Genomic DNA, 22,224 nt, shown 5'->3' with positions numbered 1-22,224 from the left:
GTGAGACAACCCGCGCAGTTCGGTATCCCGTCGGTCGAGAAACTGCTGGGGGCGTTGCCGGTGGTGGCCGGTTTCTGCTCCCGGTTGAAGATCCGTGATGTGGTCGATGCCGCCTGCCCGGTGCGTGACCTGGCCGGACTCACCCACGGACAGGTGATCGAGACGCTGGTGGCCAACCGGTTGACCTCTCCGGCTCCGCTGGTGCACGTGCGGGAATGGGCGCGGGAATGGGCGGTGGCCGAAACGCTCGGAGTGGAGGCCGACCTGCTCAACGACGACCGGATCGGGCGGGCTCTGGACGCGATCGCCCCGCACCTGGACCGGATCGCCGGTTCGGTCGGCCTCACCGCGATCGAGAAGTTCGGGATCGAGGTGAGCCGGCTCCATTGGGACATGACCTCGATCTCGATGCACGGCGCCTACCCCTCCAGCCAGGAGGGGTTCCCGGCGGTGAAGTTCGGCCATCCCAAGGATCGACGCCCCGACCTGAAGCAGATCCAGGCCGGGATCGCGGTCAGCGCGGACGGCGGGATCCCGGTCTTCCACCGGGCCTTCGACGGCGGAGCGGGCGAGGTCGGCCAGGTCATCCCCGTGATGAGAGCACTGCAGGAACTGGCAGGCCAGCGCCGCATGCTGCTCATCGGGGATTCCAAGCTGATCTCCTACGCCAACCTGGCCGCGATGGACGGCGACGGGGTGAGCTTCATCGCGCCGGCGTCCAAAACCTACGTGGCGGCGAGCGAGCTTGCGGGCCTGTCGGTGGACGACGCGACCACAGTCGACTACACCGCCCACCGTGACCAGGCCAAACCCGCCGACCGACGCGGGACCTGGCACGTCCGGGAAGACGCCATGACCCTTGCCGGCCCGCGCCGACGCGACCCGGTGCTGCGGTTACGCCGGGTGTTCGTGCACTCCTCGGCCCGGGCGGGCGCCGCCGCCACCGCCCGGGCCTTGAAACTCGGCAAGGCCACCGACGACCTGCAACGGCTGGAACGCGGCCTGGGCTCCCGGCACTACCCGACCCCCGCCACGGTCGAAGCCCGCATCGCGGCCATCGTCAAGACCCGCAGGGTCGGCGCCTACCTACGAGCCGGAACCGGCATGGATCCCGGCACCGGCAAACCCACCCTGGCCTGGAGCTTCGACCAGGACGCGATCGACGCCGACGCCGCCACCGACGGCTGGTACGCCCTGCTCACCAACCTGCCCCCCGATCAGGCCGACACCGCCACCGTCCTGACCCTCTACAAAGGACAGGAAGCGGTCGAACGCCGCTACTCCGCCTTCAAAGGCCCCCTGGCCGTCGCAGCCCTCTACCTGAAGAACAACCGGCGCATCGCCGCCCTGGTCACCGTCATCTGCCTGGCCCTGCTCATCTTCTCCCTCATCGAACGCCAGGTCAGACACGCGCTGGCCGAACAAGGCCAGATCAGAGTCGAGGGTTTGTATGCCGGACGACCGGCCATCCCCACCGGCAGGCTCATCCTCGACGCGCTGGCCACCATGAAGATCATCCCTGGAAACGGCCAGGACCCGCCGATCATCCCGCAACCGACGGTCCTTCAACTCCGCTTGCTCGACCTCCTCGATACCGACCCTCGGCAACTTCGCTGAAGATCACCGATGCGCGGAAAACGGGTCTAGCCCGCGTCTTCGATCCCGCCCATGTGGACGAGCCGGTCACGCGTGTGCCCGACGTGGGCCTCGATCAGGGCGCGGATCTCGTCCTCGTCGCCCCGCTCGACGGCGTCGAGAAGGGCCTGGTGCTCGGCGAGCACCTCCTTGCGGCGCGGGAGATCCGGAGCGGCCAGGTGGACGTAGCGATAGATCCGGAACCGGACCTCGTCGATGATGCTGGCCACGGCGGAGCCGCGACCGTAGAGCGAGCGATGGAACTCCATGTCCGCCTGGACCCACTCCTCGCCTGACATGTCCAGATCCAAGGAATTCGCGAGGGCCCGGGCCGCGGGAAGCTCCGCTTCGCGGAACCCGGGACGCGATGCGGCCCGGAGCGCGGCGAAGGTCTCCAGCGTCTGGCGCAGGTCGAAGAGTTCGAGCACCTGCTCCTGAGAGAGCTTCGTGACGACGAAACGCTGGAAGGGGTTGGCGTCGAGCAGGCGTTCCGCCTGGAGCCGTCGAAGGGCCTCGCGCACCGGCACCCGGCTCACGCCAAGGGTGTTGGCGAGTTCGACCTGGTTGAGTTCGGTCCCGGCCGGGATCTCCCCTCGGATGATGGCGCCCCGGACACGCTCGTAGACGCGATCCCCGAGCGTCGTGCGCGAGACGGCATCCATCCCTCCGACCGCGGACGAGCGGTCGAGGCTACCGAGCGAACTGTCGCTCAGTGGAGAGGCTGTCAACTTCTTCGGCGCTCCCTGATTATTCTTCGGCACCCCCCGATGATATATCCATAGAGCGTATACAGTTGTCAGAAACCATTGGAACCTGTTGGCGGAGCGCACGCGGGTCGCGTTACGCTCCGCCACGCGCTCACTCCGGGTTGCGCCCGACGAAGTACTCCTCGTCCGGGTCCTGCGTCACCCACAGCCCCGAGTCCACCAGCGCTCGCCGGAACGACGCCATCTCGCCGCTGTGCAGGCGATTCGCCGGGACACGCAGCGGCCCGCCGTTGAAGCCCGCGAGCCACGCCTGGTACTTCCACGCGGCCCGGTTCACGGAGTGGGCGTGCGGGACCGGCGCGACGTTGCCGTTGGCCCGCCACGCGGGGGCGATCTTCCAGAGCAGGTCCATGGCCTGGTCGATCTTGCCTTCCTGGGACAGGGCCAGCATCCGCGGCGCGGTATCGCCGTAGTACTCGGTATTAGAGGTCGCGATCACCCGCAGGGGGACGAGCGCGGCCAGCGCGATGGCCTCCTGGATGATCGGCATCGTGATCAGCACCTTCTCTGAGAGCCGGTGCCAGGCGTGGGCGAAGCCGGCGACCGACGGGAACCCGCCTTCGGCCTTCACCGAGACTACGTTCGGCGCCGCGTCGACCAGGTCGGCGAGCATTTCGAGCGGCAACGAGGCGGAGTGGAGACGTTCGAAGCCCCAGTGCGTCATCGGGAAGAGAATGACGGCCAGGTCGGTCGCGTCGCAGAACGCCTTGGTGTAGTCGTAGAGCTCCCGCAGGGACCTCGGGTAGAAGCACGGCGGGTACGACAGCAGCGCGAGGCGGGCTCCCGCCGCCGCGGCACGCCGCGCGGCGACGATGTTCTCCTCCAGGGTGTTGAACGACGCGTGGAAGATCAGGTTGAGCCGGTCGCCTGCCTCGTCGTGTGCGATCTCGGTGAAGCGCACGTACTCGTCGAGGGTGATGTTGACCTCGCTGACGAGCAGCGTCCCCGTGAATCCGAGCTCGATCACCCGCCGGACGTCATGGCGGATGCCGCGCTCGTTCAGGCGGGTCAGATCGGCCGAGAAGCTCGGGATGACTACGTTGTTGACCCCGTGGAAGTGCTCATGGGCCCAGTCACGCACCTCGTTCTTGCCGATAACGGTCGTCATGATTTGGTTCAGTCTCCTTGTGCGGGCCGGTGTGTGGATGAGAGCGAGCTGCCGGTCAGCGGCGGCTCTTGGGTATGGCCAGGTCGTCCCAGGTGGCCCCGAGACCGGCCTCGACCGAGCGTCGGTACACCAGCTCGGCGGCGACCATGTCCTGCAGAGCGGTTCCGACGGACTTGAAGATGGTGAGGTCCCCCTGCGGGTCCTCGGGAAGCGCGGCCTGGCCTTGGAGCAGGTCGCTGAGGCGCAGTACGGCGCTGAGACTGCCGCCCTCGCCCACGAACTCCCGGATGTCGCCGGACTCGTCCGCGATCTGCTCGGGATCGGCGTCGAAAACCAGGGTGCCCGCACGCCTGAAGACGGCCGTGTCGAGCTCGCGCAGGTCGCGGTGGGTGGAGCCGATCGCGCTGAGGTGCAGGCCGGGGCGCAGCCACGCGGACTCACACGCGATCGGGCCTCCGTAGCCGGTGTTCGTCGCCGTGATCACGTGGTCGACGTCGGCGCACGCCGCCGCGGCCGTGGCGACCGGCACCACCGGCAGTTCGAGCTCCTCGCGCAGGCGGCCGGCGAGCCGATCCCGGCTGGCCGGGTTCGGGCTGAACACCTTGATCTCGTCGATCTCGCTCACCGCGGCGAAGGTGCGCAGGTGTGTCTCGGCCTCGAGGCCTGACCCGAGAATGCCGAGGCGCGTCGCCTTCACCCCCAGGGCCCGTGCGGCGACCGCGCTCGTGGCGGCGGTCCGCGCCGCGGTCAGGTAGCAGGCGTCCATCGTCGCCAGCACCTCGCCGGTCTCGATGGAGGCGAGCATGATCAGGTAGCGGACGCCCACGCCGCCGCCACCGAAGAACGTCTTGAGGCCCATCACGCCTGATTGGGGCACCACCGCGGGCATGATGCGGAAGAACCTGCCACCACCCGAGAGGTTCACCCGCCCGGGAATATCGGCAGGGGCCTCCGCGTCCAGCCGAATGGCGCGGTCGATCGCCTCGACGAGCGAGGCCGGGTCGAGCACGCTGCTCACCGAGCGGTCATCAAGCAGAAGAGTCATGGCGGTTCCTCAGAAAGGGCGCAGGGGTCGTCTGAACGGAGGCGGCCGATCGGCCCTCATCCTTGACGAACTCGACAACTGTATACACTCTAATGGCAACTTTGTACGCGTCAAGTGGTCGTAAGGTAGGCCACACCAGGACGAGCCCTCGGCATCGTGCCTGCTCTTCGCGTTGTGCGACGGGCGGACCCCTGCCAGTTGCGAACAGCCCGAAACCGGAGGAACCATGGAGCAGCAGTCAGTAGAGCGTCTCGGATACGTCGTGATGGGTGTCCCGGACCTGGCCGAGTCGACGAAGTTCTACGCCAATGTCGGCCATCTCACCGTGCACGACTCCGCGAACAGCACCAGCTTTCTCGGCGGTGGCTACGACCACCACTGGCTGCGGTTGGTGGAGAACCAGCATCGGCGCGGGCTGATGCGTGTGGGCTTCCAACTCACGGGGGACGACGCCTTGTCCACCGTCGCGGGCCGATTGGACGAGCGTGGCATCCGGTTCGAGGAGATCGGCGACCTGGAGGGCGACGGGATCGACCGCGGCCTCCGGTTCACCGACCCCGACGGGGTCGAGGTCGACGTCTACACCGACATGCTCTCCCGTGCCGTGAAGCCGGCCCAGGACGCCGTCCGCATGACGGAGATGCTGCACGCGGTGTGGTTCTCATCGGACCCCGTCGCGGCGCACCGGTTCTACGCCGACGTCCTCGGGTTCCGGGCGTCGGACTGGATCAAGCGCAACGCGGTGTTCATGCGGTCGGCGAACAACTACCACCACTCGCTCGGCATCTTCCGGTCGAGTCCCCAGCGCGCCGCGTCCATGGACCACTTCTGCATCCTCGTGGAGAACATCGACGACGTGATGCGGGCCAGGAACATCGCGCTGCGTCAGGGCGCGCAGCTCCAGAAGGACGTGCTCCGGCACGCCGCGTCCGGCTCGATCAGCGTCTACATCGCCGACCCGATGACCGGCATCTCCTTCGAGTTCTGCACCGAGCACGACATCGTCGGCCCGGACCACCGGCCCCGCCTGCTGGAGGGCTCGCCGATCACGCGCGACGTGTGGCAGGCGGGCAGCCCGGGTCTGGCCAGGAACGCGCCGCTGGGGGCCACCTCGGACACGCCCCTCCCGAAGACGCCCGAGGAGAGCCGCGTCGCCGATCTGGCGAACTCCATCGCCTGAGGTCGTCCGAGCTGTCCCACCGCACCCCGCGGTGGGACAGCGGCGGCCCTCACGTGTCGCGGAGGCTCTCCGCGACGAACTGTCCGAGGTCCCAGCGGTTGACCGTCAGCCCGTCCAGGTTCGACTGCCGCGCGGCCATGTCGAGCATCGCCTTGTTGGCGGCCAGCCCGTACGGAAACGGATCCTCTCCGAAGACCGAAGCCTGCCAGTCCATGTCGTCGTTCCCGTCGAGGAAGACGCCGGCGGCGTCGCGGTCGCGCCGGTACGCCTCCCGCTTGGCGGCTTCGAACGCCTCGAAGAGCGCCTCGGGCACCCATGGCTCCTTCTCGACGAGGCGCCGCTGGACGAGCACGGCGTGGTTGACCGGCAGGAAACCGGCCTTCCGCTTGAAGTCCGCCATGAACCGGCGTCCCCCATCCGGAAAGAGCCGCGCCACCTTGCCGGTCGATGTGTCGATCACGGTCCCGCCCGCGGGGAACGAGGCGTCCAGCTCCCCGGCCTGGAGCAAACGATTCACATCGCCGGCGCCGGTCCAATGCAGCGTGACGCCGCTGGGCGGGTTCGATTCGAAGCCCATCTGCCGGCCGTGGCTCTCCTCGCCCTGCCGCCCGACGTACCACTCGATGTCCTGGGGCAGGATGCCCCAGAGCACTTCGAGCTGGGCGCGGAACCAGAGGCCCGCCGTCATGGTGTAGTCGGGGATGCCGAACTTCTTGCCCTTCAGGTCGGCGCCGCTCTCGATGCCCGCGCCGGTGTTCACCCACGTGTTCAGCCCGAGCGTGGCCTTGCTGGCGTAGACGGGGATCATCACCCAGTCCCACCGGTCCGCCGGCCGTTCGCGAGTGACGAGGTAGTTCGAGATGGAGAACTCGAACACGTCGTGCGCGCTGTCGCGCAGATGCATCGAGTGCAGGTCGCCCGCCTTGCCGCTCTCCCACGTGATCTCGATGCCCTTGGGCTGGACGGTGCCGTCGACGAGCGGTGCCACGCGCGGATTGGGTGAGAAGGTGCCGCGCAGACGCAGTGCCATTCCCGGCCTCCGATCTTGGGGACTGACGTGTGCGGTAAGAGTATACAGTTGCCAGACGGCTGGCGAGTGAGTTGGACAGTCCGCGTATTTTTGCTGTGACATGGACAAACCTCGCACTCAGGGACTGTTCCCCGCCCTGGTGTTCGCCCCCCACGCAAATCGCGAGTTCACCGTGAGGTTGCCGCTTGTGACGCAGCGGCAATCCCGATGTAACTCTTGACACGCGTTCCGGCGTCAGTAATCTGTATACACCTGGCCTCGTAACGGAACGTTACGGATTCGAGCGATGGCACGGTCGCAGATTCCGGCCGCTGAGACCGCACAGCATGAGGACAGCAACCGTGCGTGGATGGCGAGAACCCGTATCGGAGAAGACGTTCCGGACTGCTCAAGCAGACGCGGCAGGTTGAGGAGGACTGAGAATTGGGCGACATTTCGCCTCTAGACGCCGGCACTGAGGTGCCCGTAGTGGAGTTCAAGGATGTGACGGTGCGTTACCCCGGCAAGGGTGCGATCCGTCCCGCTGTGGTGGATGTCAACCTCACCGTGCCCAAGGGACGCTTCGTCTGCGTGGTCGGGCCCAGTGGGTGTGGCAAGTCCACGCTGCTGCACGTGTGTTCGGGCCTGCTGAAGGTCTCGGGCGGTGAGTTCCGGTACCTCGGCAAGGAGTGGCGCAAGCTCCATCCGGGCATCGGGTATGTCACCCAGCGCGAGACGCTGCTGCCCTGGAAGACGGTCCTCGGCAACATCGCGCTGCCGCTGAAGATCACGGGTATGCCCCGAACGGAGCGCCACGAGCGCGCGGCCGACATGGCCGCGAGCGTCGGTCTCGGGGACTGGCTCAACCACTACCCGCGGGAACTCTCCGGGGGCATGCGGCAGCGCGTCCAGCTCGGGCGCACCCTGGTCACCGACCCGACGCTGCTGCTCATGGACGAGCCGTTCGGCGCCCTGGACGCGGTGCTCCGGGTGCGGATGCAGGAGTTCCTGAAGTCCCGGATCGAGGGAACCGACCTCACCACGATCTTCGTGACCCACGACCTGTCCGAAGCGCTGACTCTCGGAGACGAGGTCGTCGCCATGGCGGGAGCGCCGGGAAGCATCGACCAGATCGACAAGCTCGAGGATCTCCCGCGCGGGGTCTCGCCCGTCGAGCTCCGGCAGTCGCCCGCGTACGCGGTGCACGAGGCCAGGTTGTGGAAGACGATCGCCGGCAACCTGTCGGAGGACGGCGTCGCGCTGAGCAACCCCGAGGTGGAACACGAGGGCGACCACGCCATGACTGCCGCGGCCCACGGTAGGAGGGGAACCTCATGACGACAGGGACAGTGGCCCCCAAATCCGCGTCCAGCGCGGCGTTCGATACCGCGGCGCTGCGGGAGCGGAACCAGCGGGAGCGATGGCTCGACCTGCTCAGGATCTGGGCGATCCGGATCGCCGTCGTGGTGGCCTTCTGCTCGGCGTGGCAGTTCGCCAGCGGCCGGATCTTCCCGGTGTTCATCGTCTCGAGCCCGACGACGGTCGTGGAACGCTTCGGCGAGTTCATGGAAGGCGGCGAGCTGCTCTCGCACCTCGCCTACACCATGCAAGCCTGCGGCCTCGGCTTCGCGATCGGCGCGCTGATCGGCAGCACGCTGGGCCTGCTCTTCGGCATCTACGAGTCCATCTCGAGGGTCATCGCACCGTTCGCCGCCATGCTCTACTCGATGCCGAAGATCATGCTGTCACCGCTCATCGTGGTCTGGGTCGGTGTCGATCTCACCATGAAGGTGTTCGTCGCGGCCTTCTCGTGCATGTGGGTGATCTTCTACAACGTGTGGAACGCCACCCGGCGGATCGATCACAACCTGCTCGACCAGTTTCGCCTGATGGGCGCGAACCAGCGCCAGATCATCGTCGGCCTCTATCTGCCATCGGCGACGACCTGGCTGCTCACCAGCCTGCGGGTGGCGTTCCCGGTCGCGCTGATCGGTGCGGTGGTCGGCGAGTTCGTGGCGTCATCGCAGGGCTTGGGTCACCTGGCTCTCGACTCCGGCCAGCGCTACGACTCCGCAGGAGTGATCGTCGCGGTGCTGACGATCACCCTCTCGGCGATGACCATCGACTCGGTTTTGGCGGCAATTCAGCGCAAGGTGGCGCTGTGGCAAGGTGAAGGAGCACGAGGATGACCAAGTCCGACAGCAAGGCCCGGACCAGGGGAATGCGACGGCTGGCGGGCATCGCCTTAAGCCTGATGCTGGGGGCCGGGGCGCTGACCGCCTGCGGCAGCGGCGGCGAGACGATCGCGGCAGACGCGAAGACCGGCAACCGGAAGATCCGCATCGCGGCTCCGTTCATCTCGACCATGAACTCGGCCGTCCTGTACGCGCAGGGCAACGGCATCTTCGCGAAGCACAACATCGAGACGGAGTTCGTCGAGGTCCACGGTGCCGCCGGCCTGCAGGCGACCCTCGGCGGCAGCACCGACATGGCGATCACCTCGTCGGTGAACCCGGTGGCCGCCCTGGAGCAGGGCCAGGAGTTCCCGATCATCGCGCAGATCGGGAACGGATTCCCGGAGTCGGTCCTCATCACCGCCGCCGCCTGGAAGGAGAGCGGCCTGAAGGACGACTCGCCGCTGAAGGACAAGATGAAGTTCCTCGCCGGCAAGGCGTGGGGCGTCTCCAGCCCTCAGGGGTCGAGCAGCTACATGGCCAGGTACATGTTCCAGCTGGCCGGCCTGTCCGGCGACGACTTCAAGATGAACTCGATGGGCTCCGCCTCGGGGACCCTGGCCGGCCTCAAGAGCGAGAAGGTCGTCGCGGGCAGCATGGGTTCGCCCTACCCGCAGGTGGCGGAGGCCGAGGGCTACGCGAAGCTCTTCATCAACGTCAGCGGCGGTGAGGTGCCCGAGCTGACCAACACCCTGACGTCGGTCGTCGCGGTCACTCCGGACTTCTACAAGAACAACAAGGAGCTCGTGGCGGACTTCAGGAAGGCTCTCGGGGAGGCGCAGAAGCTGGTCTACGAGAAGTCCGCGGAGGTCGACGAGTGGATCTACAAGAACCACTTCGACGGCAGCCCCAAGGAGGCCGTGCTCGCGGGCGTCAAGGACCAGCGCGACGGCGCCGCCATCGCGAAGCAGCCTGAGGTCAGCGCGGAGTCCGCCGAGAGGCTGGTCGCCTTCATGAAGGCGACGGGCCAGCCCGTGCCGGACGACTGGCGCAAGATCTTCGTGGACCTGGCCGGCTGAGCCGACGCCGGCGTGAACGATCGTGGATGCGGGCCCGGCCCGCACCCACGACCGTGGCCGGATCCCCTCCGGACATCGAACTGAGAACGCGACCCACACCGGCACACGGCGGCTACGCGGAAAGAAGGAGTACAGGTGTCGGAATTCATTGATGGGCGGATGCTCATCGGCGGCGAGCTCGTGGAGAGCCGGACCGCGAACTGGCTGGAGTCGGTGAACCCGGCCAGCGAGGAGGTCATCGGCCGGGTGCCCGCCGCTGGGCCGCAGGACGTGGACGCGGCGGTGCGGGCCGCGCTGGGCGCCTTCGACGCATGGGCCGGACTGTCGATGATCGAACGAGCCCAGGCCCTGCGCGGCTACGCGCAGCGCCTGCGGGAGGAGGGGAAGCGGATTCTCGACATCGAGGTCCGCGACACCGGCAACACCATCGCCAAGCTTCGCCACGACATCACCAGCGCGGTGCGGGGCATCGAGTACTTCGCCGGCCTTGGGACCGAGCTCAAGGGGGAGACGATTCCCGCCAGCGCCGACGCGCTGCACTACTCCGTTCGCCAGCCGTACGGGGTGGTGGGGCGGATCGTGCCGTTCAACCACCCGATCCTGTTCGCCGCGAAGTTCGGAGCCCCGCTCATGGCGGGCAACTGTGTGGTGATCAAGCCGTCGGAGCAGTCGCCCCTGTCGGCCACCGTTCTCGCCGAGATCGTACGGGAGACGCTCCCGCCCGGCGTGGTCAACATCGTGACCGGCGACGGGATCGGCGCCGGTGCCCCCCTGGTGCGGCACCCGCTGGTGAAGCGGATCTCCTTCATCGGCTCCGTGCCGACGGGAATGGCGATCCAGCGCGCGGCCGCCGAGGTGGCCGTCAAGCACGTCAGCCTCGAACTGGGCGGCAAGAACCCGATGATCGTGTTCCCCGACGCCGATCCCGACGAGGTCGCCTCGAACGCCGTCGCCGGGATGAACTTCGGCTGGATGGGGCAGTCCTGCGGTTCGATGAGCCGGATCCTGCTCCCGGACTCCCTCTACGACGCCGTCCTGGAGCGCGTGGTCGAGAAGGCCGAGGCGATCGTCCAGGGCGACCCCGCCCGCGAGGAGACCGGCGCGGGCCCGATGAACTCGCGGGCGCAGTACGAGAAGGCCCTCGTCTACATCCAGGCGGGGATCGAGGACGGCGCGCGCCTGGTCGCCGGAGGCACCCGCCCGGAAGGTCCCGAGTTCGAGCGCGGCTACTGGCTCCGCCCGACGGTTTTCGCCGACGTCACCCGGCAGATGCGCATCTTCCGGGAAGAGATCTTCGGCCCGGTCATGTCCCTGGTCCGCTACCAGGACGTCGACGAGGCGATCGAGCTGGCCAACGACGTCGAGTACGGCCTGACCGCGTCCATCTGGACCAACGACCTGAACCTGGCCATGCGTGCCTCGCGCGACGTCCGCGCCGGCTACGTCTGGGTGAACGGCGTGTCGCGGCACTTCCTCGGCACCGGGTTCGGCGGCTTCAAGAACTCCGGCATCGGGCGCGAGGAGTGCTTCGACGAGATGCTCAGCTACACCGAGACGAAGACGGTGCACGTCCGTGTGTGAATGGAGTCTCCCTTGAAGCCTGAACCGTTGAACGTTCCGATCACCGAACGGCCCCCCTTGGCATGGGGCAGCGACGCCATCGCGGAACTGCTCAGCCGTCTCGACCTGCCGTACATCGCCATGGTTCCCGGTTCGAGCTACCGGGGACTGCACGACAGCCTGGTGAACTACCTCGGCAACACCGGGCCGCAGCTGATCGTGTGCCTGCACGAGGAGCACTCCGTCGCCATCGCGCAGGGGTACGCCAAGGTGACCGGCCGGCCGATGCTCGTCGGACTCCACAGCAACGTGGGCCTGATGCACGCCGCGATGGCGATCTACAACGCCTACTGCGACCGCGCCCCCATGGTCATGATCGGAGCGACCGGGCCGCTGGACGCCGCGAAGCGCCGGCCGTGGATCGACTGGGTGCACACCTCCGCCGATCAGGGCGCGATCATCCGCCACTACGTGAAGTGGGACGACCAGCCCGGCTCGGTGGAGGCGGCGCTGGAGTCGCTGATGCGCGGATATGTCCTCACCCGGGCAGAGCCGTCCGCCCCGGTCTACATCTGCCTCGACTCGGAGATCCAGGAGTGCGAGGTCGACGCCGCCGTCCAGGTTCCCGGGCCTGAGCGGTACCCGGTTCCCACCGACCCCGCGCCGGACGCGGGCACGGTCGACGAGATCCTCGCGATGCTCGCCTCGGCCGAGCGGCCGCTGATCCTGCTCGGCCGGGGTGGTCGCACCGAGGAGGAGTGGCACCGGCGGGTGGCTCTGGTCGAGGCGCTGGGCGCCTGCTGCCTGACCGACCTGCGCATGCCGGCGGCCTTCCCCACCCAGCATCCGCGCCACCCCGCCACGCCTGGTGCGGGCCGCCTGAGCAGGACCGGTGCCGAGCTGGTACGGCAGAGCGACCTGATCCTCAGCCTGAACTGGACGGAGCTGTCGGGAACCCTCGCCGCGGCGTTCGGGACCGGACCGCGGCCCCCGGTGGTCCACTGCAAGAACCTGGGAGCCCTGCTCAACGGGTGGACCAAGGACCATTTCGCGCTGGTCTCCGCAGACCTGGAGGTCACGGCCGGCGCGGACCAGATGGTCTCGGCCCTGCTGGCCCGGGTGGGCGAGCCGATCCAGCGGCCCGGCTGGCCGCCGGCGCTCCCGGCCACCCGGCCGAGCGGCCGTCCGGAGGTCGACGGCGACCCCATCCTGATGTCCGACCTCGCCACCGCGATCCGCGAGGCCGCCGACACCAGGAAGATCACCTACACCACGCTGCCGCTGGGCTGGTCCGGAGAGGACGCGCTGTTCGCCGACCCGCTGGACTACCTCGGCCGCGACGGCGGCGGCGGTGTCGGTTCCGGGCCCGGCATCGCGGTCGGGGCCGCGCTGGCTCTGGACGGGACGGGCCGCGTGCCGGTCGCCGTGCTGGGCGACGGTGACTACCTGATGGGCAGCTCGGCACTGTGGACCGCCGCGCACTACCGGCTGCCGCTGCTGGTGATCGTCGCGAACAACCGGTCGTACTTCAACGACGAGGGGCACCAGCGGCAGGTCGCGGAGCGGCGCTCGCGTCCGGTCGAGAACCGGAGCGTGGGACAGCACCTGCGCGACCCCGACCCGGACCTGCCGACGATCGCTCGTGGCCACGGGCTGTCGGCGTACGGCCCGATCCTGGACCCGAGTGAGCTGCGACCGGCGCTTGCCAAAGCGTTCGACGAGGTCAGCGCGGGCGGGACGGTCGTCGTGGACGTCCGGGTCAATCCGCACGGCTACGGTCGGGCCTGATCAGGGAGTTCTGGTGAAACTGTTCATCGAGGTCGAGAAGTGTTGCGGGTTCGGCGAGTGCATCGCCCTCGCGCCTGATTTGTTCCGTATGGGGGAGGACAACCGGGCCCGGCTGATCGGTGCCGGGACGGTGGACCAAGCCGACGAGGAGCGTGCGCGCACCGCGGCCTTCGCCTGCCCGGCGGAGGCCATCGGGGTCGAGGAATGACGGGCGTTCTGATCGTCGGTGGTTCCATCGCCGGTGTGCGGACCGCCGAGGGGCTGCGCCGGCTCTCGTACGAGGGCGGTATCACCATCCTCGAAGCGGGTCCGGACCTGCCGTACGACCGGCCCGCGCTGTCGAAGCAGCTCCTCGCGGCGGGGGAGAGCGCCGAGTCGGTCATGTTGCGCTCGCAGGCGGATCTGGACAAGGCCGGGATCGAGCTGCGCCGGGGCTGCCGCGCTGTCGGCCTCGACGTCGAGGCGCGCACGGTGCGCCTGGCCGATGGCGCGCTGATCGACTACTCCGACCTGGTCATCGCCACGGGCTCCGCGCCCCGGAAACTGCCCGCAGCCCACGGCGTCCACTATCTGCGTACGTTGCGGGACGCCCTGGATCTTCGCGACGCCATCGAAGGTCCGGTCCGGGTCGTGGTCGTGGGAGCCGGTTTCATCGGTTCCGAGGTGGCCGCCGCGGCAACCGCGCGATCGGCGAGCGTCACCGTGGTCGAGCCGTACGCGTTTCCGCTCGGCCGGGTGCTCGGCGACCTCGTCGGCAAGCGGCTCGCGCGACTGCACGAGAGCAAGGGGGTCCAGCTCATCCTGGGCCGCTCCGTGCGCGAGGTCGGCGCTGACGGCGCGGGCGGGCGGCGAGTGGTGCTCGACGACGGCACCACGCTGGACTGCGACGTGGTGGTCGTCGGCATCGGCGCGACTCCCCGCACGGGCTGGCTGGCCGGGTCGGGACTCGACGTGGCCGACGGCGTCGGCTGCGACGAGTTCTGCCACGCGAGCGCGCCGCACGTCTTCGCCGCCGGTGACGTCGCACGCTGGCCGAACGCGCTGTTCGCCGAGGTGATGCGCATCGAGCACTGGACGAACGCCGTCGAGCAAGCGGGGGTCGTGGCGTGGAATATCGTGCATCCGGACAAACCGCGCGCCTACGCGCCGGTTCCGTATGTCTGGTCGGATCAGTACGGGAGCCGGCTCCAGATCGTCGGCCGACCCCGTGCCGATGACGAGGTGCGGATCGTGCTCGACGATCCAGCCGACGGCAGCCTGGTCGCGCTGTACGTCCGCGATCGGCGCCTCGCCGGCGCCTTCGCTCTGAACGCGCCGTCGCAGACGCTCCAGTTGCGTCGCGCACTGGCCGCGCGAGCTCCGCTGGACGAGATCATGGCTACCATTGGAGTTGAATACTGAAGAGTGGATACACTTGCTGTTCTGAGAAAGGTCGGGCTATGGCTCACGTCGCTGAACTGATTCAGCCGGACCGCGTGCACTCCGCGGTCTTCACCAGGGAGGACATCTACGAGGCCGAGCTCGAGAACATCTTCTACCGCTACTGGGTGTTCGTGGCGCACGAGTCGGAGATTCCCCAACCGGGCGACTACTGCACGAAGTGGATCGGCCAGAAGCAACTCATCGTCTCGCGAGCCGCCTCCGGCGAGATCGGCATCTTCTTCAACCGCTGCCGGCACCGCGGCGCCGCCGTCTGCATGGACGAGTACGGCAACGCGTCCTTCTTCCGCTGCCCCTACCACGGCTGGACGTACAACTCCTCGGGTGACCTGGTCGGTGTTCCGTACCCGTCCCGGTACGGCGACGGCTTCGACAAGAGCACGCTGGGTCTCGGCCGGGTCCCCCGCGTCGCGTCCGTCGCGGGGTTCATCTTCGCGTCGATGGCCGAGGAGGGCCCCACGCTGGACGAACACCTGGGCAAGGCGGCCGGCTACCTGCGGGACTTCGTCAAGGCGTCGCCGCTGAGCACCGTGCGCCTGTCGGCCGGAACGTCCAAGTCGATGTTCTGGGGCAACTGGAAGTTCGTGGGCATGGACGGCTACCACACCAACTTCACCCACAAGACGGTCCTCGACCTGCGCCAGCGCAAGCAAGGCGCCTCGTACAACCGGGGCGCCGGCAACTCCGACAAGTCGTCGAACGAGAGCTGGGACCTGGGCAACGGTCACTGCCGGCTGGACCTGACCGGGAAGGACAAGGTCGCCGTCGGGGCCGTGTCCAACACCTCGATCGCCGCCGGTATCCCCGACACCGCCGACGGCCGCGAGTACATGCGCCTGATGACCGAGGCCTACGGAGACGACGCGCCCGAGGTCATCCGGAGATCCCGTGACGTGCACATCCACGTCTGGCCGAACCTGCAGCTGATCGGATCCCAGGTGCGCGTCGTCCGCCCGCTCGCCGCGGGGCGTACCGAGGTGATGAGCTATCCGGCGATGCTGGACGGCGTGCCGGATTCCGTCAACACGGAGAGGATCCGCTCCTTCGAGTGGTTCAGCGGCGTCGCCAGCTTCGGCACCCCCGACGACACCGAGGTCTTCGAGCGCAACCAGATCGGGCTTCAGGCCGACTACATCCCCTGGCTGGTCCTGGCGCGCGGGCTGACCGTCGCGCCGCAGGAGGACGGCTCGGTGGTCGGCAACGTCACCGACGAGGTGCCGCAGCGCGCCCAGATGAAGGCATGGCTGCGCGCCATGAGCGACGGTCCCGCTCGGATCGAAGGCGAGGCACAGTGACCGACATGGCCCTGCTCGGCGACGTGACCGAGTTCCTGCTCCTGGAGGCCGAGCTGGCCGACGCCGGCGCGTACGAGGAGTGGCTCGCGCTGTGGGACGATCCGTGCACCTACTGGGTGCCCTGCAATCTTGACGACTACGACCCGGCGAAGCACGTCTCGATCATCTACGACGATCGCGCCCGCCTGGAAGAACGCTGCTTTCGGCTGACGACCGGAGGGGCTCACTCGCAGGAGCCCCGGTCGAAGGTGTGCCGGGTGGTCGGAAACATCCGCGTCGTGAACCCCGAGGGCGAGGAGGGGACCGTCGAGGCCACCGCTCGGGCGATCATGGTCGAGCTGCGCCTGGGCCGCAAGTCGGTCTACGCCGCCCGCTGCCACTACACGCTGCGGCGCACGCTGTCGGGCTTCAAGCTGCGCAGTAAGAAAGTAGTGTTGCTTGACGCCGACGAACCGCTGGGCAACATGACGTTCCTCATCTGATCGACGTGACCGAGACACCGGATTCGAGGTATGCCATGGCCGGCCTCAACGGCTCGAAGCGGGAGTCGCTCGATGCTTTCGCCAAAGGAGTAGTGGTCGGCAACGAGTTCGCCTCCATCGAGATATCGGTCGACACGTCAGGGCGCGTGCCCAGGGCCGTCCTGAGAGACGTCACGTCCGGCCAGGCCCGCTACATCGATCCGCTCGTGCTGGAGGCGCTGGTCTACATGTCCGACGAGGCGATGCAGTCCCTGGCGGACCCGAACCTGATCGTGTCGGACTAGCGTTGATCCATCGATTCATGTACGGCGGTGGCCGCGCGTAGTCCCGATTCCAATGCCCCCTCGATCCAGGCGTGCCAGAGCGAGCAGTGCTCACCGGCGAAATGGATCCGGCCTTCCGGCTTGAGGATGTCCTCGTGCAGGCCGGACTGCTGCTGCGGCTCGAACAGCGCGAACGCCCCGGCCGCCCACGGGTCGTCGTACCAGCAGTGGCTGACGCCGAATTCGAAGGTGTCGTTGATTTCGGGGTGGACTTTGGCGACGTCTTCGAGGGCCTGCTGGATGCGGCGTTCTCGGGACATGGCGCCCCAGCGCAGGGCGTCCTGGCCCCAGGTGTAGCTGGCGAGCAGGACGGCGCGGTCCTCGTGGGGGTCGGAGAAGGAGGGGTAGCAGATGCGGCGGATCGGGAGGTCGGTGACGGTGGTGCCGCCGACGATCCCGTCGGTTCGTTCCCAGAAGCGGCGGCGGACCTGGAAGAGGATCTTGGTGGAGGCGTTGTAGTGGAGTTCGCGGATCGCGCGTTGTTTGCCCCGGGAGAAGGGCGGGGTGATCTCGACGTCGCGGAGGACCGAGAAGGGGATCGTGCAGATCGCGTAGTCGGCGGTGAGGGTGGTGTGGCCGGTGGTGGTGCGCACGTGCAGGCGCACGCCGTCGGCGTCCTGCTCGATCGCGTGCACCTCGTGGCCGAACCTGACCTGGTCCTTGATCTGCTGGTACAACGCGGTCGGCAGCCGGTCGGAGCCGCCCACGATCTCCTGCATGTCCTCGAAGGCGCGGCCGATGATCTCGCGGAACTGCTCGATGATGGCGGCGTTCAGGTTGGCCTCGCGGAAGCTCATGATCCCGTAGAGCTCGATGGCGCCGGGGGAGAAGCCGCGTTCGAGGAGGAACGCCCGGATCGAGTAGCGGTCGTATTCGGCGCAGAGCCGGTCCAGGGCGTTCTCGCCCTCCTGGGCGTACAGGTCGTGGATCTCGGCGGTGGCTTCTCGCCATAGATCCGTGTACGTACGGCCCTGCTCGTGGGGCGCCAGGTCGAAATCGAGCAGGTCGGGTTCGGCGTCGAGCTGGCCCATGGTGAGGCGTTTGCCCTGGATGTAGGCGAGCGTGCGGGGGTTGTCCATCACGAACGGGCGCAGGTCCAGGCCGAACCGATGGCAGTATTCCAGGGTCAGGTCGTGCACCCGGGGGATGCGCATGGCACCCGCCTCCGCGTACAGGCCGGGCGCGAAGCCGCGCAGGGTGTGGACCCGGCCGCCCACCCGATCTTGCGCCTCCAGCACGGTCACCTCATGCCCCCGCCCGATCAGCTCGTACGCGGCCACCAGCCCGGCCATCCCGGCCCCGATCACCAGCACCCGCTTCGGCGTGGACACCCCGGCCAGCCCGTTCGACGCCATGGCGACCAGCTCGGCGGGGACCCGCACCCCCGGGTCGGGTTGGGCAGCCCCCGCCGCGACCAGCTCGGCGGAGGCGGGAGCGGGGAGATCCCTCATGCGTGCAGAGTCCTTCCTCAGGGGGGCCTGACGATAATCCAGTGTACGCGGACGCTCACGTTGTGTAATCAGGGATTTTCGGCGGGCGGCCTTGTCACGCTGACGGTCGGCAGCGGGGCGACAGCGTTGTTGACCAGCGCCGTCGCCACCGCGGTCCCGGCGGCGATCACCACGGCGGTGAGCGGGGCGGCGACCGCGCGGGCGCTGCGCAGGCTGCGGATCCGGACCCAGGGTTCGGTGGCCAGCCGCAGCAGCCGCCACTCCCAGAAGAGCCCGAGCCCGAGACAGACCACGGTCAGATTGCCCATCGCGAGCACGGCTCCGATCAGCACTTCGGCCGGCGTGGGCAGCGGCGTGACGAACGCGGCAGGGTCGGCGGTCAGCGTGACGACAAGCGAGGACACGTGCGAAGGAAGGGCGATGACCACCGCGGCCAGCAGCAGGGACAGCGACTTGCTGAGCGGCTGGTCGCCGCGGACCCGAGGATAGAAGAAGCCGAAGATCGCGCACAGCAGTGGCGCGATCGACGCGGTCGCCAGGACCGGGACCCAGCCGTCCGGCGAGGTCGTCTGGATCAGCCTGACGGTGGTGAACGGAATCGACAGCACCAGCCCGACCCCGAAGGCGGCGACGGCCCCCTGCCACGGCGTGCGCCCCGCGGCCGTGGAGAGCGCGAGGTCGGAGTCGATCGGTCCGGTGGCGTCGTCGCTCGCCCTCAGCAGGGTGCGCCGCTGCTTCTCGAAGACCGCCACCGGCATCTCCCCGGCGGCCACCCGGCCGCGGCCCTGCCGCAGGAGGTCGGTGAGGGCGGCACGGGCGAAACGCCGGCCCACCATCGCCCGGACCAGCGCACGATGCTGCTCGCCCGTCACGTCCGGGCCGCTTTTCGCCCGCAGGGCGGCCGGGCCGGACAACAACCACTCCACGGTGGCCCACATGATGACGATGGTGACCAGCGCCGCGAGGGTCAGGGAGACGTAGGCCAGGGCAAGAACGAGCTGGGTCAGGAAGAGCCCCAGCGTCATCGTGCTGGACGCCTCGCCCGCGAAGACGGCGGCGGGGGAGTGACCCAGTCGCCGCAGCCGCACCACCAACATCACCGACAGCAGGGCGAGGAGGAGGGGAGCGGTGACGGACACGCCGGGGATCAGCAGGGCGAACTCATCCCAGCTCATGATGAGCGGTATCGATTCGGCTTGGGTCTGCCACATGGCGACCGTGATGGCCAGGATCAGGGTCGCTCCCAACCACAGGAACCCCCGCGCCGGCCAGCGTCCGGCGGCCACCGCCCAGCCCGCGCCCAGCAGCAGGATCACGTCCAGGGCCAGGAGCGACGACCAGGTCGCGTACCCGGGCGCCCACCCGAGCTGCCCGATGCGGACGGTGACCAGAACGCCCGTGCCCAGGAGGAGGACGGCGATCATGGGCGCGTGCCGCCGCGTTCGCCGGAGGGTCGTCGCCAGTAAGGCGGCAATCGGGAGCAGGATGACCAGCCACCAAGAAGTCTCCGTCAAGACCGCCAGGCCTGATCCTGCCAGTAAGGCTCCCGCCAGCGCGCCCGCGATCGACGTGAGGGTGAGCACCGAACCCGGCCACGGTGGCGGGCCCATCCTCCGGCCGGCCAGCACGAGCACGAGAACGGGCAGGCCGCCGAGCAGCAGTCCGTATATGAGCGCCGTCAACCCCGTCGTCAGGTCCGGTGCGGCGGCACCGGCGGCATAGAAGATCACAACCCAGAGCACCAGCAGCCAGTTGTCCCGGCGCCGCCACCAAACCACCCCGAGCGATCGCACGAACGTCCACATCACCGCGAAGATCACCAGGAACACGACCGCGTAGAGCGCGGATGCGAACTGCCACGACATCTGCTCGCCGGGGGGCATGTCAGTCTCCCCCGGATCCAGGACGACGTCGCCGTATGAATCTCCCGCGAGATATGCGGCCACTCCCGCCACCGAATCCGGCGTGTCCTCACCGAAGACGACACGAGTGATCCGGGTCCCGTCGAACCGAATGCTGTCATGCTCCTGCGCCCCAGGCGTGGCCCCCGTCACACCCATGACCATCAACCCTGGCGCGGTCACGATGATCTCGTGGGAGGCGGGGCGGGTGATTCCTTCCCCGGGCATGGGAGGCCAGAACGAGAGACGGCAGCTCCGGGCGCCGATCTGACCGCAGGTGGCGTAGCCGGCACCGGTCACCGTGACGACAACCTGACCGGACTTCGGGTCGATCCGGAGCCGGGGTACACCGAACTGCACCGACAGATCCGCGCCTTCGGTGAACGCCGCCACCTCCCCGAGCCTTTCCTCCACGAAGCCGGGTGCCGTCAGAGCCGCTCCGGAGCGCAGCCGGGCGAGATCAGGGTCGTCGGCTCGCAAACGCCATTCATGGGCGACACCGATCTTGACGTAAATCGCATCGGCGGGCTCCTCGAATCGGGGCCGCAGCGCCTCTTCGATCTCGTCCCTCGGCGCCGTGGTCACGGTGACCCGGGTCATGGCGGTGAGACCCTCCCCGCGGGTGACCCCGCCCGGAGGTGGGACCACCTGGAGCTGCGCGCTGCCGTACAAGGGACCGGTCGCGCACTTGACCTTCACCTCGTACGTGCCTGGCGGGACGTTGCCCCCCACATACACCGTTCCGGTCGCCAACCCGGCGCTGGTCACATCAGACAGGCTGTACGAGTACTGGAACATCTCCGACACCGCCATCGCCGATTCTCCGCGGCATCGCGCGGTCACCGCCACCTCGAAGTCCGGCGGGACCTTGGCGGGGCTCACGACAACGTCCGGAGCCGGCGGGGTGGGTTCGTCTTCGGGCGCCACCTCCTCCGGCTCGTGGATTTCCGTGACCGATGGGGGTGCCGGAAGCTGGAACACCGCCACCGCCTCGGCGGTCGCGATTACCGCGACGGCTGCGGCGATGATCAGAAGCCGGACCCGTGTGTACCGCACCCGTCGATCTTCATCTCACTCGGTCGTCACGTCCAGACCGCTGATCCACTGGATATCAGTCGTCAATACCCAGGAATGTGCGAGCGGCGGCGGTGGTCATCGGGGGGCGCTGGGCGAGGGTGGCGGCTGAGGCGGCTCGGGTGACGAGTTCGGCGTTGTCGCGTACGGGTCTGCCCTTGGCGAAGGTGAGGGTGTCCTCCATGCCGACGCGGAGATGGCCGCCCGCGGACAGGGCCGCCAGCAGGACCGGGACCGAGGTCCGGCCGATTCCGGTCGCGGACCAGGTCGCGCCGTCCGGGAGGGCCTGGATGGCGGCGGCCATCGTACGGAGGTCGCCGTCGAAGCCGCCAGGCACGCCCATGACCAGGTCGCAGTGGATGTGGCCGCCGTGAGGTGGGCCGTACGCCGATAGGAGGCGGTGCAAAGTGACCACGTGGCCGAGGTCGAAGAGTTCGAATTCGGGGACGATGCCCTTTTCCTGGGTGGCCTGGTAGAGGTCGGTGATGAAGCCCCACGGGTTCATGAAGACGTCGTCGCCGAAGTTGACGGTGCCGCAGGTCAGGGAGCAGGCGTCGGGGGCTGCTTGGAGGACGTTCAGGCGGTCCTCGTAGGGGTCGGTGACCGCGCCGCCGGTGGAGAGTTGCACGATCAGCGAGGTGTGGGCGCGCAGCGCGGCGACCGTGTCCTTGAGGCGGGGGAGGTCCAGGGTCGGTCGGGCCTTGTCATCGCGGATGTGCACGTGGATGACGGCCGCGCCCGCCGCCTGGCAGGCGATCGCGGTGGCCACCAGCTCGTCCAGGGTGACCGGGAGGGCGGGAGTTCTGGTTTTGTCCGCCTCCGCTCCGGTGGGAGCGACGGTGATGAGGGTCGCGGCAGTCATGTGCCAGATATTGCCTGCTAGCGATGGGGTGGGACAAGATGTTTCCCTGAG

General features: G+C 68.3%; 19 protein-coding genes. 12 read left to right on the top strand and 7 right to left on the bottom strand.

What is annotated here, in order from left to right; genetic code table 11:
* Nucleotides 1–1,617: IS1634 family transposase (locus Amac_RS21250; protein ID WP_218041207.1), on the top strand; the 1,617-nt coding region annotated here is incomplete at its 5' end.
* 26 nt (nt 1,618–1,643) lie between these two features.
* On the opposite strand, the gene Amac_RS21245 is transcribed toward Amac_RS21250, so the two are convergent.
* The 3 genes from Amac_RS21245 to Amac_RS21235 form a co-directional block, all read right to left on the bottom strand.
* Nucleotides 1,644–2,297 (bottom strand): GntR family transcriptional regulator, encoded by a 654-nt coding sequence (locus Amac_RS21245; RefSeq protein ID WP_155356126.1) that lies wholly within the window; start codon nt 2,295–2,297, stop codon nt 1,644–1,646.
* 196 nt (nt 2,298–2,493) lie between these two features.
* Nucleotides 2,494–3,510: a dihydrodipicolinate synthase family protein gene (locus Amac_RS21240; RefSeq protein ID WP_155356125.1), complete on the bottom strand. Its 1,017-nt coding sequence runs from the start codon at nt 3,508–3,510 to the stop codon at nt 2,494–2,496.
* A 55-nt stretch (nt 3,511–3,565) separates the two neighbouring features.
* A complete protein-coding gene (locus Amac_RS21235; protein WP_155356124.1) occupies nt 3,566–4,555 on the bottom strand; it encodes an ornithine cyclodeaminase family protein in 990 nt (329 codons plus the stop codon).
* Nucleotides 4,556–4,781: 226 nt separating this feature from the next.
* On the opposite strand from Amac_RS21235, the gene Amac_RS21230 reads away from it, so the two are divergent.
* Nucleotides 4,782–5,735, top strand: a complete 954-nt coding sequence (locus tag Amac_RS21230) for a VOC family protein (protein ID WP_155356123.1) — start codon at nt 4,782–4,784, stop codon at nt 5,733–5,735.
* Nucleotides 5,736–5,784: 49 nt separating this feature from the next.
* On the opposite strand, the gene Amac_RS21225 is transcribed toward Amac_RS21230, so the two are convergent.
* Nucleotides 5,785–6,765: a substrate-binding domain-containing protein gene (locus Amac_RS21225; protein WP_155356122.1), complete on the bottom strand. Its 981-nt coding sequence runs from the start codon at nt 6,763–6,765 to the stop codon at nt 5,785–5,787.
* A gap of 468 nt (nt 6,766–7,233) precedes the next feature.
* Between Amac_RS21225 and Amac_RS21220 the strand changes: the two genes are divergently transcribed.
* The 10 genes from Amac_RS21220 to Amac_RS21175 all read left to right on the top strand — a co-directional run bounded on the left by Amac_RS21220 (nt 7,234) and on the right by Amac_RS21175 (nt 16,846).
* Nucleotides 7,234–8,082 (top strand): ABC transporter ATP-binding protein, encoded by an 849-nt coding sequence (locus tag Amac_RS21220; RefSeq protein WP_170322584.1) that lies wholly within the window; start codon nt 7,234–7,236, stop codon nt 8,080–8,082.
* Nucleotides 8,079–8,933, top strand: a complete 855-nt coding sequence (locus Amac_RS21215) for an ABC transporter permease (protein WP_155356120.1) — start codon at nt 8,079–8,081, stop codon at nt 8,931–8,933. Before Amac_RS21220 ends, Amac_RS21215 begins: the two co-directional genes overlap by 4 nt.
* Nucleotides 8,930–9,997 (top strand): ABC transporter substrate-binding protein, encoded by a 1,068-nt coding sequence (locus Amac_RS21210; RefSeq protein WP_155356119.1) that lies wholly within the window; start codon nt 8,930–8,932, stop codon nt 9,995–9,997. The genes Amac_RS21215 and Amac_RS21210 overlap by 4 nt, the downstream gene beginning before the upstream one ends.
* A gap of 135 nt (nt 9,998–10,132) precedes the next feature.
* A complete protein-coding gene (locus Amac_RS21205) occupies nt 10,133–11,578 on the top strand; it encodes an aldehyde dehydrogenase family protein (RefSeq protein ID WP_218041206.1) in 1,446 nt (481 codons plus the stop codon).
* A gap of 27 nt (nt 11,579–11,605) precedes the next feature.
* Entirely contained in the window at nt 11,606–13,345 is a 1,740-nt protein-coding gene (locus Amac_RS21200; RefSeq protein ID WP_218041205.1) for a thiamine pyrophosphate-binding protein, read from the top strand.
* 13 nt (nt 13,346–13,358) lie between these two features.
* Nucleotides 13,359–13,553: a ferredoxin gene (locus tag Amac_RS53730; RefSeq protein WP_170322583.1), complete on the top strand. Its 195-nt coding sequence runs from the start codon at nt 13,359–13,361 to the stop codon at nt 13,551–13,553.
* Complete coding sequence (locus tag Amac_RS21190) at nt 13,550–14,746, top strand: NAD(P)/FAD-dependent oxidoreductase (protein WP_218041204.1); 1,197 nt, start codon at nt 13,550–13,552, stop codon at nt 14,744–14,746. The genes Amac_RS53730 and Amac_RS21190 overlap by 4 nt, the downstream gene beginning before the upstream one ends.
* Nucleotides 14,747–14,784: 38 nt before the next feature.
* Nucleotides 14,785–16,080 carry an aromatic ring-hydroxylating oxygenase subunit alpha gene (locus tag Amac_RS21185; protein WP_155356116.1) on the top strand — a complete coding sequence of 432 codons (1,296 nt, stop codon included), beginning with the start codon at nt 14,785–14,787 and terminating at the stop codon, nt 16,078–16,080.
* 5 nt (nt 16,081–16,085) lie between these two features.
* Nucleotides 16,086–16,562 (top strand): aromatic-ring-hydroxylating dioxygenase subunit beta, encoded by a 477-nt coding sequence (locus tag Amac_RS21180; protein ID WP_246268541.1) that lies wholly within the window; start codon nt 16,086–16,088, stop codon nt 16,560–16,562.
* A gap of 5 nt (nt 16,563–16,567) precedes the next feature.
* Nucleotides 16,568–16,846, top strand: coding sequence for a hypothetical protein (locus tag Amac_RS21175; RefSeq protein ID WP_155356114.1), 279 nt, complete (start codon nt 16,568–16,570; stop codon nt 16,844–16,846).
* Here the strand turns inward: Amac_RS21175 and Amac_RS21170 are convergent.
* The 3 genes from Amac_RS21170 to Amac_RS21160 all read right to left on the bottom strand — a co-directional run bounded on the left by Amac_RS21170 (nt 16,843) and on the right by Amac_RS21160 (nt 22,173).
* Nucleotides 16,843–18,336: a flavin monoamine oxidase family protein gene (locus Amac_RS21170; RefSeq protein WP_170322581.1), complete on the bottom strand. Its 1,494-nt coding sequence runs from the start codon at nt 18,334–18,336 to the stop codon at nt 16,843–16,845. The two genes, Amac_RS21175 and Amac_RS21170, sit on opposite strands and share 4 nt — an antisense overlap.
* 68 nt (nt 18,337–18,404) lie before the next feature.
* Nucleotides 18,405–21,293 carry a hypothetical protein gene (locus Amac_RS21165; protein WP_155356113.1) on the bottom strand — a complete coding sequence of 963 codons (2,889 nt, stop codon included), beginning with the start codon at nt 21,291–21,293 and terminating at the stop codon, nt 18,405–18,407.
* A 55-nt stretch (nt 21,294–21,348) separates the two neighbouring features.
* A complete protein-coding gene (locus Amac_RS21160) occupies nt 21,349–22,173 on the bottom strand; it encodes a beta-keto acid cleavage family enzyme (protein WP_155356112.1) in 825 nt (274 codons plus the stop codon).
* Nucleotides 22,174–22,224: the final 51 nt, after the last annotated feature.

The organism is Acrocarpospora macrocephala (genome assembly GCF_009687865.1).
Lineage (GTDB): Bacteria > Actinomycetota > Actinomycetes > Streptosporangiales > Streptosporangiaceae > Acrocarpospora > Acrocarpospora macrocephala.
Note: the sequence above shows the minus strand (reverse complement) of the source record. Positions and strands in the feature narration are given on the sequence as shown.